This window comes from Trinickia sp. (assembly GCF_051953405.1).
Lineage (GTDB): Bacteria > Pseudomonadota > Gammaproteobacteria > Burkholderiales > Burkholderiaceae > Trinickia.
In genome coordinates this window covers 28619-44521 of record NZ_JBQCIV010000152.1, presented here as the reverse complement: position 1 = coordinate 44521, position 15903 = coordinate 28619, and the positions used below count along the sequence as shown (strand labels likewise).

The window sequence follows — 15903 nt, the reverse complement described above, 5'->3', positions numbered from 1 at the left end:
ATCGACACTGAGAGAACCATGAAACAGAACGAATCCCGCAAGAGCGCAACAGAAACGGTCGTGCTCGAGAACGACAGCGTTTACGCTTTGCTGTGCAACAAACTGAACCTGAAAGCCGTCGCCGAGGCGCGTCCGTTAGAAGCGTTCCGCGACAACGACACATTGTCGGAGGCATCGGCCGACGAGCGTGTCGCGCGCGGCATGGACGCGCTGCTCAACCTGATCGCGAAGGGAAGCAAGCCCGTCGACCGGCTCGACAAATCGCTGCTCGATTTCTACATCGGCCAGCTCGACCGGCAGATCGGCCGTCAGCTCGACGCCGTCATGCACACGGCCGAATTCCAAGCGCTCGAAGGCCGTTGGCGCGGTTTGAAGATGCTCGTGTCGCGCACGGATTTCCGCCGAAACGCGAGGATCGAAGTGCTCGACGTATCGAAGGATGCGCTGCAGCGCGATTTCGAAGACACGCCGGAGCTGATTCAGAGCGGCCTGTACCGCCTCACGTACATCGAGGAATACGACACGCCGGGCGGCCAACCGATCAGCGCGATGATCAGCGACTTCGAGTTCGCGAACTCGCCGATCGACATCGCTCTGCTGCGCAACATCTCGAAGGTGGCGGCAGCCGCGCACATGCCGTTCATCGGCTCGGTGGGTGCAGCGTTCTTCGGCAAGCAATCGATGGAAGAAGTAGCCGCTATTCAGGACATCGGCAACTACTTCGACCGCGCCGAGTACATCAAGTGGAAGAGCTTCCGCGACACGGACGATGCACGCTACGTCGGGCTGACGATGCCGCGCGTGCTCGGCCGCTTGCCCTACGGCAAGGACACCGTGCCGGTGCGCACGTTCAACTACGAGGAAGCGGTGAAGGGCCCGGACCACGACAAGTATCTGTGGATGAATGCATCGTTCGCGTTTGCGGCCAACATGACGCGCAGCTTCGTGAACAACGGCTGGTGCGTGCAGATCCGCGGGCCGCAGGCCGGCGGCAAGGTGGATGACCTACCGGTGCACTTGTACGACCTCGGCACCGGCGTGCAACCGAAGATTCCGACCGAAGTGCTGATTCCGGAGACGCGCGAATTCGACTTCGCGAATCTCGGGTTCATTCCGTTGTCGTTCTACAAGAACCACGACTTCGCGTGCTTCTTCTCGGCCAATTCGACGCAAAAGCCCGCCCTGTACGAGACGAAGGAGGCGACGGCCAACAGCCGCATCAATGCGCGCCTTCCCTACATCTTCCTCCTCTCGCGTATCGCGCATTACCTCAAGCTGATCCAGCGCGAGAACATCGGCACCACGAAGGACCGGCGTTTGTTGGAACTCGAGCTAAACAACTGGATCAAGGGCCTCGTCACCGAAATGAAGGACCCGGGCGACGAACTGCAGGCGTCGCACCCATTGCGCGATGCGAAGGTCACGGTGGAAGACATCGAGGATAACCCGGGCTTCTTCCGCATCAAGCTCTTCATCATCCCGCACTTCCAGGTCGAAGGGATGGACATCGGGCTGTCGCTCGTGTCGCAGATGCCGAAGGCGAAGAGCTAATCGGTTATTTCCTCGCGTCGACTGCCGCAGCCGTCGTGGCTGTGGCGGTGTCGCCCCACTCTCGCGCTCGCGCTACGGAGTTTTCGCATGTCGTCGATCCTGCCTACCCAGGCGTACGAGTTGAAGCTGGCACCGCATCCGGCGCCGATCTCGGTGCTCAAATTCAGCGGCCGGGATGCCGTGAGCGAGCTGTACCGGTACGACATCGAATTGACGAGCACTGTTTCCGGCATCCCGATGGATGCGGTGATTGGGCGCCCGGCGAGGTTCATCGTCGCTCCCGTCGATCCGAACATGGGCTATCTGCGCAAGATGTTCGGCGAGAACGCCGAACAGTTCAGCGAGATGCCGCCCGCCTACACGATCCATGGCGTGATCACCGAGTTCGATGAGTACGCGACGTCTGCCGACGAGACGCACTATCGGGTGCGGCTCGAACCTGCGCTTGCCGATCTGAATCGGGGCGTGACGAGCCGCTTGTTTCAGATGCAGTCGGTCGAGGAAATCATTACGGGCACGCTGCGCCATTACGGCTACCGCGCGGGCGTCGACTTCCAATTTCAATTGCGCCACGCGTACAAGCGGCACGAGTATGTCACGCAATACCGCGAGACAACGTTTGCCTTCATCCAGCGCATTTGCGCGCAGGAAGGAATCTGGTTCCGCTGGGAGCAGAAAAAGCACCACGCTGCGATCGTGTTCGGCGACGATCTCGACGCCTACGCGCGCAAGCAGCGGACGGTGCCGTATCGGCGCGACTCGGGGCTCGAGAGTGCGGGCAAGGATGCCATCAAGACGCTGGAAAAGAGGACTCGACGCGTGCCCGAGGCGGTGCGGTTGCACGACTACAACCACCGGGCGGCCGACGTGTCGCTGCTTGTCGAGGAAAACGCCGCGCGTGACGACAAGACGACGAGCGGAATCGATTATCGCTGGGGCGAGCACTACGAGACGCCGGAAGAGGGCAAGCGCGTGGCGAGCCTGCGTCACGCGGAATATCTGGCGAAGCGGATCACGTTTAAGGGGACGGGCAATCCGTTCTGGCTCGAAGCGGGCGAAGTGATGCGCGTGGAGCCGAATCCGGCCGACGCCAAGCACGGCATTTTCGTCACGTCGGTGGAATCGAGTGGCGGCCGACGCGAGTCGTACTGGGTGAGCTTCGAGGGCATTCCGTCGGACCGGGTTTGGCGTACGCCGATAAGTTCGATCGAGCGGCCGTCGATCGACGGCATCCTGCCTGCTCGCATTACGTCGCCGGGTAGCTACAAGTACGCGTACCTGACCGAGCAGGGCTGCTACGTGATCAAGCTCCCGTTCGATCTCGACGAATGGAGCCCGGGCGGCACGAGCCGGCCGGTGCGGTTTGCGAAGCCATACAGCGGCCGTAACTATGGGCACCACTTCCCGCTGATCGACGGGGCGGAGGTGGCGATCGTCTTTACGGATGGTCATCCCGATCGGCCCGTGATTATCGGCGCGATGCACGACAGTTTGCATGCCGACCTCGTCAACAACCTCAATCACACGCGCAACATCGTTCGCACGGCGGCGCAGAACGAACTGCGGATGGAGGATAAGGAAGGCGTCGAGCACGTTCATTTGACCACGCCGTTCCAGGCGAGCGAGCTGAATCTCGGGCATATGGTCGATGGGAGCCGGAAGGAGCGAGGTAGGGGGGCGGAGCTTCGGACGGATGGGCATGTCGCGGTGCGGGGTGGGAGGGGCGTGCTCGTTACCGCGGAAGAACAGCCGAGCGCGGCGGGCGAGCAACGCGCCATGCAAGATGCTGACGTGACGCTCGAGCACGCCGAACAGATTCTGCTTGCGCTGAACGACTCGGCGAGCGCCGCGAAAGCGCTGCTGGCCGACATCGACCAACAACGCGTGCTGATTCGGCAAAAGCTGAAGGGACTGCAGAAACCGGTCATTGTGGCTACCGCTCCCGACGGCGTTGGCCTCGCGACCGGCGGCCAGATGCAACTGGCGTCCAGAAAGCAAATGTTCATTACGGCAGGCGACGGAATGGACATCGGCGTCATGAAGCGCATAGCCATCGCCGCGGGCGACGCGATTTCATTTTTTGCGGCGCGGCTTGGCATCCGAATCTTCGCCGCGAACGGCAAAGTCCAGATTCAGGCGCAATCCGGCGCGATGGAACTGCTTTCGGCGCAAGACATGACAGCCAGTTCATCGGATGGCGAAGTCATCGTCACGGGCCGTAAGGGCGTCACGATCGGCGATGGGGCCGGTGCCTACATCAAGCTCTCGGGCGGCAAGATCGTCCTCGGTAGTCCGGCCGGCGAAATCGAACTCAAGGGGAACGTGAAAGTGGACGACGCGGAGGGCGGCAGTTTCAGTTTCCCCACGTTCGCCAAGGCGCCACTGAACGACCTAAAGGAAGCAACGACCTTCGGATTTTCGGAGTAAGCACAGCCATGACAACTCGAACCCCACCGAAGAAGCCGCAAGCGCCTACGCCTGCCCCCGCCAAGTTGAAACCGCTGCCGTTCGCGTTTCCGTTTCTGCGAAAGGGACGGGGCAAGTCCGATGCTTCCGCGCAATTCGCCGACGAGCGCGAACTCTACCGCCTGCTGGCCCAACGCGAGCCATCGGGCGCATATCTCGTGAGCCGCAAGGGGATGTGGCACGGCGGCATTCACGTCACGGAGGCGGGTGCCGGTCAATCGTTGGATCTCGACGCAGGGCTGCGTTGCATCGCCGATGGCGTGCTGATTGCGTTTCGCGCAAACAAGCGCTACCTGATTAGCGACAGCTCGATGCCTACCGGAGCACCGTTCGAGGCGCTGTATAGCACGGCTTTCGCGCTGGTGCGCCATACGATGGAGTTTCCGCCAGGCACGAAGCTGACGTTCTACAGCCTGTATATGCACCTCATGTCGTGCGACGACTACGCGAATTTCCCGAAGCGCGACAAGCCGTCGTACTGGACACGGCAATGGACGGTCACTCAGTACGCGCGGGACAAGCCCGGGCCGAGTCGAACCGGGCAAATGGCGGACGGCCAGCAGGGGCTGCGCGTTCGCAAACGGCCGAAGCACGGAGACATCGTTGGCATTGTGCCGCAAGGAGCGAGCGTCACCATCGGCAAGAAGGAAGGTGACTGGGGCCAAGTGACGGACCTGCATGGGGCGTCGCTGTATCCCCCCAATGCGGGTGGCTACGTCGAGCCGGCCCTTGCCATTGGCTGTTGGGTGTACGTGGGCCAGGAAAACGGTGGCCCGGTCGTCGAGGAGGTCATCTTGGACTCGATGTTCGACCGGGTGATCGTGACGACGGATCAGATGGGCTCGGAGGACGATGCTCAAGGCGGTGGCGGTGGCGGTGGCGGTGGCGGTGGCGGTGGCGGTGGCGGTGGCGGTGGCGGTGGCATTCCGATCAAGGCAGGGGATCTGATCGGCCACCTTGGTCGCTACGACCCGGTGAGCCAATGCACGTCTGGAACGCGAATGGCGCACATCGAAGTTTTCTGCGACGACGGCATCGAGTCGTTCCTCGAACAGGGGCGTACATGGATCGAGCGGAACGGTCAGCAGAAGGAGGCATGGGCGGGGCTCGGCTTGCCGTCCGAACCGACGATTCTCCGAATCGAGCCTGGCACGGTGTTGTATCAACAACAGGATAAGAAGTTTGTCCCGGGTGCCGAGCCGCAATCGAGAAAGGTAGACAGGGTTCAGGTGTACTCGCTCGCCGAACTGGCGCGCGACCCGAAACGACGAGTCTCCGAGCCGAAACCGAATCCGGATCCGGGGCACCCGGTGAGTTGGTGGCACGTTGACGCCGTGAATGCATTGGGTCAACCGATCGATGGCTGGGTGCGTGACGCCAACTTCGCTGGCGGGCGGGTGACGCGAGAGTTCGCGCAGAACTGGGTGGACTTCGAGTGCGTGTCCGGCGCCCATGATCCTGCGCATACGATCTTTGCGACCACTGATAAGTGGTTGGACTACGTGACTGGCGCGAACGTGGCGGACGTTGCTGCGCGAACGAATCTCAGTCCGTTGATGCTCGGCGTGTACGACGCATTGTTCGAGAAAGGCGATGGCAAGCAAGCGGCTGACGAATTGTGCACGCTTACGCACACTGAACGTGACGGGTACCCGTGGTTGATGCAGGCAGCGTCCCGGCTGATCGTCAAGCATGAAAGCGAGTGGGCGAATCCTTCAAAGTGGACGCAGCTGATCGCTGAGTTGGAGAAGCAGACGGGGGCTAAGCCGCAGCATGAGGAAGAGCGGAAGCGGATTGAGAAGCTGGCGTGGTGGGAGGAGGTGAAGGCGGGAATACCGAGCTTCCCCCTTCCTGGTGTGCATCATCTAAACCCCCTCGCCCTAGTAGAAAACTTCGCCAGCGAAAAACTCGTCTGCATGCATTGCGGCTCAATAATCACCCTGACCAAGGATTTCTTGAAAAAAATCGCCCCAAACGCTGGCGAGGACATTGTTCATGCACTGATCCGCGCATCTGTTGTTATTTTTCCGAAATATGGTGTTAGCACTTGCCGTCAAATTAAACATTTTTTGGCCCAAGCTAAGCACGAAACCCAGCGTTTTTCAGAGTTTAGAGAGTCGCTCTATTATAAAAGGTATACCGGGGAAAGTTTGTATCGGATGGCGCCCACGGCAATTAATGAAGGGTTTGCTCGCAAGGGGATGAAATTTCAAACAAAAGCGGAAAAGTATGCATGGATCCAAAAGCATCTGATTGCGAATGACGCCGCGTACGGCGAGCACTGTTTTGGTGCAAATGAACAACCCGGAAAAGACTTCCGTGGACGCGGCATGCTTCATTTGACCCATTACGAGACCTACAAACGCTGCGCGCATGCGATTGACTGCCCGATTGATAGTCAGCCAGAGTTGGTTGAAAGCGATCCTTTTATAATCGTAGAAACAGCCTTGTGGTTCTGGAGCGATAGGAAAATTGGTCTGATTGCTGACAACCCCGCGGCACTCGGGGATGAAGGTGTAAAGAAAGTCACTCGTCCGATAAATGCTGGATATATGGGTCTCTCGGAGCGGCAGCAGTTTAAACGGGAAATATCAATTGTGTTCGATCAATGTTATTCGTCCGGATGCTCCGATGATTAAGATTTTTGGCTTTCTACTGCTTGCTTATCTATGTGGTCCGGTGTGTGCGAAGACTACGTGTGCTGAGGTTCCAGGTGAACAAAATCATCCGCCATTGAGCGTCAAAGGTGGATCGATTTGTTTTGTTCAGGAGGAAATATTGGACGATGAGACCAATGTACCCACTCGTCTCAGTGGGATCTCATTGTACTATATCGATAATGGAAGTCTGCCGGTACGGGCGAAAGGCAGAGGGCTGCTGTACGATGAGACGCCAGGAGAAATTATCGATGCTTTTTCCATGAATGTTGGTTGTGATCGTAAAGAAAAAATCTTTGTGATCCATTCCTTCGAAGTGAGAAATTCATTGGTTGAAAAGAATTCGTCCGGAAAATTTTATTCTGTTTCCGTTTTTTATTCTTATAACGGCGCTCTGTATCAGGACGAACGTTCCTCCGATTGGTTTGGTGTTGGCTACAGTTGGCTATCCGACGGGAAGAAGGTGGTTTACAAATTTCCTTATCAATCCAAAAAGGACGTTCGACGAGCAGTGGATTCCCCTTTTGCATCGTTGATGTTTGATGAGGCTAGCATTCCGGTCCGATTAAAATCTAAAACCCATCTCTTTGACGAGCCAGACATTACGGGTAAAACCAGAAAATACCTGATCGCAGGCGACCGTGCGATGCTCGAAAGGATGACGGCTGGGTGGTGTAAGGTCGGTTATTCCGGGCGCGCAAAGCCGGTGCATATGTGGTTGACGTGCGACGCGCTTTATGTCGATGAGCGGGCACGGAAAACGAACGCCAACGTGAGATAGGTTGTATCGAAGGTAAAGATTGAAAATTTTGCATTTCATATCAAGTTTGGTGATCGGCACTGTCGCTGCGTTTGTCGGGTTTGCTTATGCTGCGATGATCGGAGACGATTCTGTCGTCGCAGGATATTTTGAAGACGGTGCAATTCCAGGGAAATTCCAGTATCGGAATAGCGAGGATGGGGCGCGGCTTGTGATCAACTATTACTCGCCTTCATTAAATAAAACGTTGACTTATAGTGTTGACAAATTCGATGAGTGCAGCACTATGACAATGTATGGAATGCCCTACAACAATAAGATTGTTGTTGATGGGAACTGCTCTAGTCGAGGTGGTCAAATATATGAATACGTCTATGAGTGGAATCCCGGAATGGGGGATTGGTGCCTTATTAGAGAGATAACTGGCGAGAGACCTGACCCTGCGTTGGGGCGAATTGCGCCGTCTGAGCGCGTTTCTCGCGTGAAGGACTGTCCTGTCCTGGGTGTGGTAGGACCATATTCCTACGAATCGCTTGTCGAGACGACTAAGAGTATCGCCGTTGAATTGAAGAAATTTAGAAATTCTTCAGGTGAGCGGAAAATATTGAGTCAATATTTGAATTCAATTAGATCGTATGATGCCGCGGAGTTGGTGGGGTACATCAATCCTAGTAATGTCGAGGATATCAACGATCTTGCATTCTATCTTTCAGAAGATGGAAGATCATTGGACGCCATTCCGTTGCTCGAAAAGATCGTCGAGATGTTTCCTGGGAGAGTGGTTGCAAAGCTTAATTTGGCAGATGCCTACTGGGACAGCAGCTTCGAGAAGGAGGCGGCGACGCTTTATGGGGAATATTATCGAGAAATGTCGGCCATCAATCTCAAGCAAAAGATTCCAGACAGAGCGTTTGTTCGCATGAAATAAGTTGAGGAAGCTGTTTTTTGATTGAAATTTACGCCCGGACGATATGTGCACGTGGTTTCAAATGCGCTCGTGCCCGGCGAAGTCTACGCGGCAGAGGGCGGAAGGATTGTTTTTTATGGGATTTGGAAAGGTGGTGCATATGTACCCATCTGATGACGCCATGCGACACGGAATAGAGCATTTGGCGGAAGATTCGGTTGATGGGCTTGATCAAAATGATGGATAGGTATCGGTTCGGGATCGGGGTTGGTGCGGTTATGAAATTGTTGGTGCGTAATCGGTATGTTCTCATTGATGGCCTCGGTCTCTGCTTTCGCGAAAGATTTTCCATTCGCTGGTAAATGGGATTCGATGGGGCGTGATGATGACCGGGGGAGGCCGCATTCCACGTTCTTGATTTTTCTTAATGAGGACGAAATGGGTAATGTGCATGGTGCGTACTGTTTCATCACGCATTACGGAAATAGGATTGATTGCGGCTCGGATCAAGAGTTGAATGTAAGTGGCCGAGCCTGAACGTGGTAAAGGCATTGCTATCGTTAACTTCTACTCGTTCTTTGGTGCCACTGGTGGAGTGACGAAAATTACTGTTGACGATAAGTGATTTATATGGGATGTCATAAAACGTCCCGAGGGTGGAGATTACTACAGTCCTCTGCATATCGAGATGCGCAAAGAGGCGTCTTCAGACGCAATTTTGAAATAACGCCGATCCTCAAGTATGCGTAACTTGGTCCTAGTTCGACGGGCTACGAAACCCAATTGAAGATATTTCGGCGAGACTTGCTGCAACAACCGCTTTAGCATGAACAACCAATGAAAAATCTCGTCTACGAAGGTGACGCAACGAGCCACGGCGGCACGATTCTGACTGGCTCGGACCGCGTCAAGGTGAAGGGCCGCCGTGCCGCCCGCATAGGCGACAGAGTGTCGTGCCCAATCCACGGCGATAACGAGATCGTCGAAGGAAGCGACAGGATGATGGATGGCGCAAGAGCGCTATCGCGCGGTGGCGATCACACGCAGTGTGGCGCCGTACTCATTGCGTCTTCCGGCGAAGCACAGGTTCGCTGAGCAATGCCCATCGATTTCGATCGCGTGCCGCCGCGTGCGGAGGTGCCGCCTCCTCCCCAGGTCTCATGGTTCGTCTGGACAATCGTACTTGCGCTCATGACCGCAGCCGGTGTGGGACTGACCACCGTCCTTTGGCCGGCGGGCAGTTCTACCAACACCCTGTGGTTCTGGTTCTGTGTCGCTGGTTATCCGGTGCTGGCCTGGGGCTTTTTGCTGTCCGCCTGGCTCGGGTTCGGGTACATCCGTCGCAACGAGGCGATTGCGACGAACCGCGTCGGCGATGGCGCGGAGCAGGCGTGTCACACGGCAGCCAGCCGACCGCTGGCGATACTCGGTCATGCTTGGTGTGTCGCGGCGGACGAGTCGGAAAACTCACTTGAAGGTGTACTGAGGAGCGTCGATTCCCCGAAACTTCGGCCGAGTGCCGCGTGGCCGGATAAGGATGTCAATGCACGATGGCTCAACATCCCCGATATGCCCTTTTATCCCGGTAATGGGCTTTCCGAAACCTTTCGCCATCGCGAATTGTGTAAATGGCTGCTCGGACGATTGATCGACCGGCTCGTGCCGCCGCTCAAGGCGCTTCCGCCGCAAACGACCCTGCAACTGGAACTCTATCAGCAGTCCAAGCTGCAATCCGATGCATTCGAAACCCGCATACGGGACCTGATTGCTGAACGAGTCCCCGCCTTGAAGCTGCGCACGGCGTCGGCCGAGCATCCGCACTCTCTGTTGCGCATAGACGCTTGGCTCGACGATCGCGACGCGAACATCGCGCACCTGCTGGTCGCTATAGAGCTTCGCAATGCAATCAGCGCGGTCCTCTCTGATGGCGTTTCGGAGGCGGGCGTTGCCCTGCTCGTCGCCCGCCCGCGTTCCGCATTGCCAGGCGATTCCACCCGGGTCCTGGTGCATCGTCCTGCGAATGCGAGACTCGATGATGCCGCCCGAACGCTCGGGTTGGCGGCGCGTTGGGGGCACGCTTCGCGCGATCGTATGCCCACGGTGTGGACGCATGGGCTGACCGGTGACAGCTTGAGCGCGCTTCGGCAACCCGCCTCGCTTGCGCAAGAGGCGCAGTGGAATGTGCTCGAGGCGTCAGTGGGTGATTGTTCGGGAGCCGGGCCGTGGTTGGCTGCCGCCTTCGCCGCAGAAAGCGCCCGCACGACTGGCGACCCGCAAATGGTGCTGAGTGGCGAAGGGGACGACCTGATCGCCCTCGTATGCAGAAAGCAGACATGAACGACAACAAGCACGAACACAAGACTCGACCCGCTGGCCTGTTCATTGGGATCGCGGCGGGCATCGTCTTCCTCGCCCTCGGTATCGCTTTATGGGCGATGGGGCCTAGTTACGGGTGGTCCCGCGATCATCGGATCCTCATCGAGGTTTGCCTCTTTGCGGCCTGGTTGGTGGTGATCCTGTTGGTCAAGCATTTCGAATGGGTCCTGCTCGGAATCGCGTCGCTGAGAGCTTCTCGCTGGTTTTCTCAATACGATACGGGCAAACAGTCCGTGTCCGTCGAGGATCAGGCGCAACCACCAGGTCCAGCCGATAGGGCTGCAGCGCTTCGCAATGGACTGCGCGACCGCCACGGTTGGCGCTGGCGCTACCGCGAACGCTGGGTGATGGTCGCGGGCGACGTTTCGTTGATCGACCGCCTAGCGCCGGGACTTGTGGATGCTGGGTATCTGATCGCGAGCGACATGATCTTGCTGTATGCGCGGCAAGCTCGCGACACGCTAGACACCGAATGGCTCACCCATATCCGCCGTCTTCGCCGCCGCCGGCCGATCGACGCGATTGTCGCGGTTGCCCATCACCGCCCCTCGGCCACGACGCCATTCGACACCGACGCCCTCGGCCGGCAGCTCGCGCGCCACGCCCGTGCCTTGCACTGGGCCGCCCCCGCCTATCTCCTCAACGTCACCGATTTCGACAGCGAAACGTCGAGCCCCGACGAAGCGATCGGTTTCACATGGGCCAACTCGCGCGTGACCGCAGCCGAACTCGACGCTTCGCTGCAAGACCTCGCCTACAACCTAGCGGATGCCGGCGTCGTGCGGCTGACGAAGGACGTGAAAGACCGCTATCCCGCCGAGCTGTCGCAGCACATTTCGAATCTACATCGCGCGCTGGCGGGCTTGGTTTTGCAAACCACCCGGTCCCGCATCTGGCGGCATGCGGTCCACGGGCTCTTGTTCGCACCGCTGGCGAGCGAGCGGACGCCAACGCCGCCGGCCGATGGCGCGGCCAACACCAACGACAACGCCCACGCCGACGATAACGACCCCGCCGTAACCCCATCGCCTCTCGCGATCTGGCAGACCGTCGCCGGCCACAGCCGCAAGATCCACGGCCGACGTGTCGGCTTCTCATGGTCGACCTCCGCTGCGTGGGTCACAACGGGCCTGATCGTTTGCTGGATCGCCGGCACCGTGATCTCCGGATTCGTCAACCGCGCCACTCTCCGAAGCGCGACAAGCACGATCGCAACCTTGAATGCCGCGCAGAACCGCAGCGACGCTCTGCAGGCGCTCGACGATCTAGACCGGCAGATCGACACGCTCGAAGCGCACCAGCGCGACGGCGCACCCTGGCTGACGCGCTTCGGCCTGAACCGAGACGACGCGTTGCTGACGGCGCTGTGGCCGAGCTACGCGAACGTGGCGGGCCGCATCCTCGTCGCCCCGATTCGCCAGAAGCTCGAAGAACGTCTGCGCCGGCTCGCCTCCCTCTCGGATGCCGAAATCGCCAGCGGCGGCGAGGCGCAAGTGCAGGCCGCCTACGACACACTGAAGACCTATTTGATGCTCTCGATGCCCGAACGCGCCGTCGCCGCCTTCCTGACACCGCAACTGCTCGCGACTGCCGCGCCCGACCGTCCCGCGAACGCTCGCTTGCCGCCCGGCACCTGGGAAGACCTACGGCAGCACACGATCGCATTCTTTGCGGATCATCTAGGTCGTGGCCGCGTACCCGTCGTGTCGCCGGATCTCGGCCTAGTTGCGTCGGCACGCCAGACGGTCATCGGTGTGCGTGGCATTCAGAATTCGACCGATGCGCTCTACGAGCAGATGCTCGATGAAGCCAAAGCCAAGTATCCGCCGGTGTCGCTCACAACGCTTCTGGGAGATACGACCGGCCGGGGCCTATTCAACACGGCGGCGACCGTACCGGGCGTCTTCACCCGCGCGGCATGGGACGAGCGCATCTCGAAGGCGATCGACGACGCAGGCGAACAACGCAACATGGCGGCAGACTGGGTGCTGCGCCCCGACGAAAATCCCCCTAAGGATTCCGGCGCGAAGGCGACCAAGGCGGCACCGTCGACGCTGAAGGACCAACTCCGCCAGCGCTACTTCGACGATTACGCACGCGCGTGGGCGCTGTTCCTCAATAGCCTGCGTTGGCAGCGCGCGTCGACGTTATCCGCGACAGCCGATCAACTGACGTTGCTGGGCGATCCGCAGCGCTCGCCGCTCGTCGCCCTCATGAACGCGATCGTCTATCAGGCAAGCGCGGGTGCGAACATGCAGTCGCTGTCCGACGCGCTAATCAGCAAGGCGCAACGGATCGTCGGCACCCGTGAAACAGACCCGTCGAAGCAGGCCCAACCGCAGATTGCACCACTGGCTCCTGCATTCGGCCCGATTCTGCGTCTGACAAGCAGCGACTTGCTTTCCGGTGCGCCAGGGCACGACAAGGCCTCCGCGCTACTCGCGGCGACAGGGGACTTGAGTCTCGCGCGCTATCTCGAGCGGGTCACGGCCATGCGTCTAAAAGCGTCGCAGATCGTCTCCGGCGCGGACCCGGACGCCATGGCGCGCCTGGCCGCGCAGGCTGTCCTGCAAGGCAAATCGTCCGACATCGCCGATAGCCGTGACTATGCGAGCCGTCTGGCCGCGAGCTTGGGCGAGCAGTGGTCGGGTTTCGGCGAGCTGTTCCGGGCGCCGTTCGATCAGGCTTGGCAAGTGATTGTGCAGCCGGCCGCGTCGAGCCTGAACGAGATCTGGCGTACGGCCATCGTGGCGGATTGGAATAGGGCCTTCGGCGGTCGATACCCGTTCGCCGATTCCGAGAACGATGCGTCGTTGCCTGAAATGGCGCACTTCATGCGTCCGGACAACGGCGTGATCGCGCAATTCGCGTCGACGCAGCTCGCGGGCGTGGTCGAACGGCAGGGCGATCGGTGGGTCGCCGCGCAGGGCGCCGACCATGGCGCGTTGACGATCGATCCCGCGTTCCTCGCGAGCTTGAACAAGCTCACGCGCATCTCGACCGTGCTGTTCCCTTCCGGCGATGCACACGTGCGGTACGACCTGCAAGCCGTGCTGACCCCTGGCGTCACCGATATGAAATTCATCCTCGCTGGACGCGAATTGCACTACTTCAACCAGAAGCAAGAATGGATGCCATTCGAGTGGCCCGGCCAGTCGCTGGAGAATCTGTCGCACATCGAATGGCAGACGGAGCAGGGCGGCCTGCGTACGGCGCTCGATGCGCAGGGCCGGTTTGGCCTCATCCGGTTGCTCGAGCGCGCGAAGGTGTCGCAGCAGGACAGCGCGCGCTATCTGCTGGCATGGACGCCCGACACGAGCCTGGGCACCGAACTCAGGGTGCAACTTCGCAGCGAGGCAGGGGCCGGTCCGCTCGACGTTCTGCCACTGCGCCACTTCTCGCTGCCGACGCGCGTCTTTGTCACGGGGAGCGTAGAGGCAGGGCCGACGAACTCGGCTATCGGTCCTCCGCCGCTGCCGCTTTCCGCGATCGAGGCGGCCAGACATGCCGCCGTCCCGCTGCCGCCCGCCACGAAGCAAGGCTTCTTGGAGGAGCGTGTTTTACCGGAGGTCGAATGATGCTGGGCGGATTGTTCAAGAGCCTTTTCCCGGCGCGCGACGACGCCGAGCAACTCGCGCGTTCGCGGCTCGATGCATGGAACGACTGGCTTCAGCCGCTGCCCGGCGATGCCGGTGTCGGCCGCGATCCCGGCTATGAGGACACGTTTTTCGAAGTGCGGGAAGAAACCCAAAAGCTCTCCGACATCGACGACACGCTGATCGTCCGTTCCTGCGAGCAGTTGCTGAAGGAAACCGGAAAGGACCTGCGCGTGGCCGGCTACTACGCGTTCGCGCGGCTGCGGCAGGACGGTCCCGCGGGTTTCGCCGATGGCCTGGAGTTGGCGGCCGCACTCGTCGACCGATTCGGTGAAGCCGTCTTGCCCGGGCGCGCGGAAGCGAGGAAGGGCGCACTCGAAATGCTGGCTACCGCCCGCATGATCGAGTTGCTGGAAGCGCGCGCCGCGTTCGGGCCCGGCGATCTCGAACGTGCGCTGGCCGCACTCGATGTGCTGATCGAACGCACGGGCAAGTGGGGCGAAGCCGCGCGTCCGAACCTGCAGCCGCTCGTTTCGCGTTTCGAACGGAAAGACGAACCCGTACGCGGCGTGGAGCAGGACGCCGTTGTGCCTTCGCTGCCGTCTTGGCCGGCCAAGGCGTCCGGTCCGATCGGATCGGCGCTGACGTTGCTCGAACAGACGCGCGCGATGGCGTTGTGGTTGCGCGATCAAGAGAACGGCTATCTGCCCTCGGTGCGGCTCGTGCGCAGCGTGCGCTGGGACACGCTGCACGACGTGTCGCCGGCCGACGCGACTGGCCGCACGCGTTTGGCTCCGCCGCGCGGCGAACTGCGGCAACAGATGAAGCGGCTTGTGCTGCAAAAGCAATGGCACGAGCTGCTGGAACGGATAGAACGTGCGTTCATGGAGGGCGTCAATCACTTGTGGTTCGACCTGCAGTATTTCCAGCACGTGGCGCTCGATCATGTGGGCGCACCGTACAACGCATGGCGCGAGCTGTTGCGCGCCGACTTCGCGCTATTCCTCGAACGTCTCCCGGGCATCGAGCGGTTGGCCTTCGATGACGGCACGCCGTTTGCCGACGATACAACGCTCGAATGGATCGCGCGCCACGCGGTAGTGCGCAATCTGGAAGCGGGAGAGGGCATGGCGCCGCTGGCAGTGTCGGCCGGCGGCGACGACGGGGCGGCAGGCGATTGGCCCGAAATCGAGGCGCAGGCGCGGGAGCTGGCCGGGCGCGAAGGCGTCGAGGCCGCTTTCGGCTGGCTCGAAGCGTTGCCGGGCTTGCGGACCGACCGCCATCGTTATCTGCAACGCCTGGTCATGGCGCGCTTGGCCGCTCACGCGGGGCGTGCGGATGCGGCGCTGGCGCTGCTCGCCGAACTCGATACGAGCGCGCATTCGTTGCCGCTCATGCGTTGGGAGCCGGCGCTTGTTTTCGAGGTGAAGCAGCAACTGGTCCGAGCACTGAAGGCCATGAGCAACCGTAAGGACGCCGACAAGCCGGCGCTCGCGCGCCGCATCGGCGAGCTGCAGGCCGAGTTGACCGTACTCGACCCGGCGCGTGCACTCGCTCTTTCATAAATCGAAATTCGAAAAATCGAAACGC

9 protein-coding genes are annotated in these 15903 nt (G+C 59.9%); all 9 read left to right on the top strand.

Annotation, left to right across the window (positions count from 1 at the left end; genetic code table 11):
* Positions 1-18 precede the first annotated feature (18 nt).
* The 9 genes from tssC to tssA all read left to right on the top strand — a co-directional run bounded on the left by tssC (position 19) and on the right by tssA (position 15878).
* On the top strand, positions 19-1551 hold the full coding sequence (gene tssC / locus ACTHN9_RS27545) for a type VI secretion system contractile sheath large subunit (RefSeq protein ID WP_440539996.1): 1533 nt from the start codon (positions 19-21) through the stop codon (positions 1549-1551).
* 87 nt (positions 1552-1638) lie between these two features.
* Complete coding sequence (locus ACTHN9_RS27540) at positions 1639-3978, top strand: type VI secretion system Vgr family protein (protein ID WP_440539995.1); 2340 nt, start codon at positions 1639-1641, stop codon at positions 3976-3978.
* Between the two features lie 8 nt (positions 3979-3986).
* Positions 3987-6656, top strand: a complete 2670-nt coding sequence (locus tag ACTHN9_RS27535) for a glycoside hydrolase family 19 protein (protein ID WP_440539994.1) — start codon at positions 3987-3989, stop codon at positions 6654-6656.
* Positions 6649-7455: a hypothetical protein gene (locus ACTHN9_RS27530; RefSeq protein ID WP_440539993.1), complete on the top strand. Its 807-nt coding sequence runs from the start codon at positions 6649-6651 to the stop codon at positions 7453-7455. The genes ACTHN9_RS27535 and ACTHN9_RS27530 overlap by 8 nt, the downstream gene beginning before the upstream one ends.
* Positions 7456-7474: 19 nt before the next feature.
* Positions 7475-8362, top strand: coding sequence for a tetratricopeptide repeat protein (locus tag ACTHN9_RS27525; RefSeq protein WP_440539992.1), 888 nt, complete (start codon positions 7475-7477; stop codon positions 8360-8362).
* Between the two features lie 816 nt (positions 8363-9178).
* Positions 9179-9436, top strand: a complete 258-nt coding sequence (locus ACTHN9_RS27520) for a PAAR domain-containing protein (protein ID WP_440539991.1) — start codon at positions 9179-9181, stop codon at positions 9434-9436.
* A 3-nt stretch (positions 9437-9439) separates the two neighbouring features.
* A complete protein-coding gene (locus ACTHN9_RS27515) occupies positions 9440-10678 on the top strand; it encodes a hypothetical protein (RefSeq protein ID WP_440539990.1) in 1239 nt (412 codons plus the stop codon).
* Positions 10675-14295, top strand: coding sequence for an ImcF-related family protein (locus tag ACTHN9_RS27510; protein ID WP_440539989.1), 3621 nt, complete (start codon positions 10675-10677; stop codon positions 14293-14295). The genes ACTHN9_RS27515 and ACTHN9_RS27510 overlap by 4 nt, the downstream gene beginning before the upstream one ends.
* The gene (tssA, locus tag ACTHN9_RS27505; protein WP_440539988.1) at positions 14292-15878 is read left to right on the top strand and encodes a type VI secretion system protein TssA; all 1587 of its coding nucleotides are present in this window, start codon (positions 14292-14294) and stop codon (positions 15876-15878) included. Before ACTHN9_RS27510 ends, tssA begins: the two co-directional genes overlap by 4 nt.
* The last annotated feature ends 25 nt before the right edge of the window (positions 15879-15903 follow it).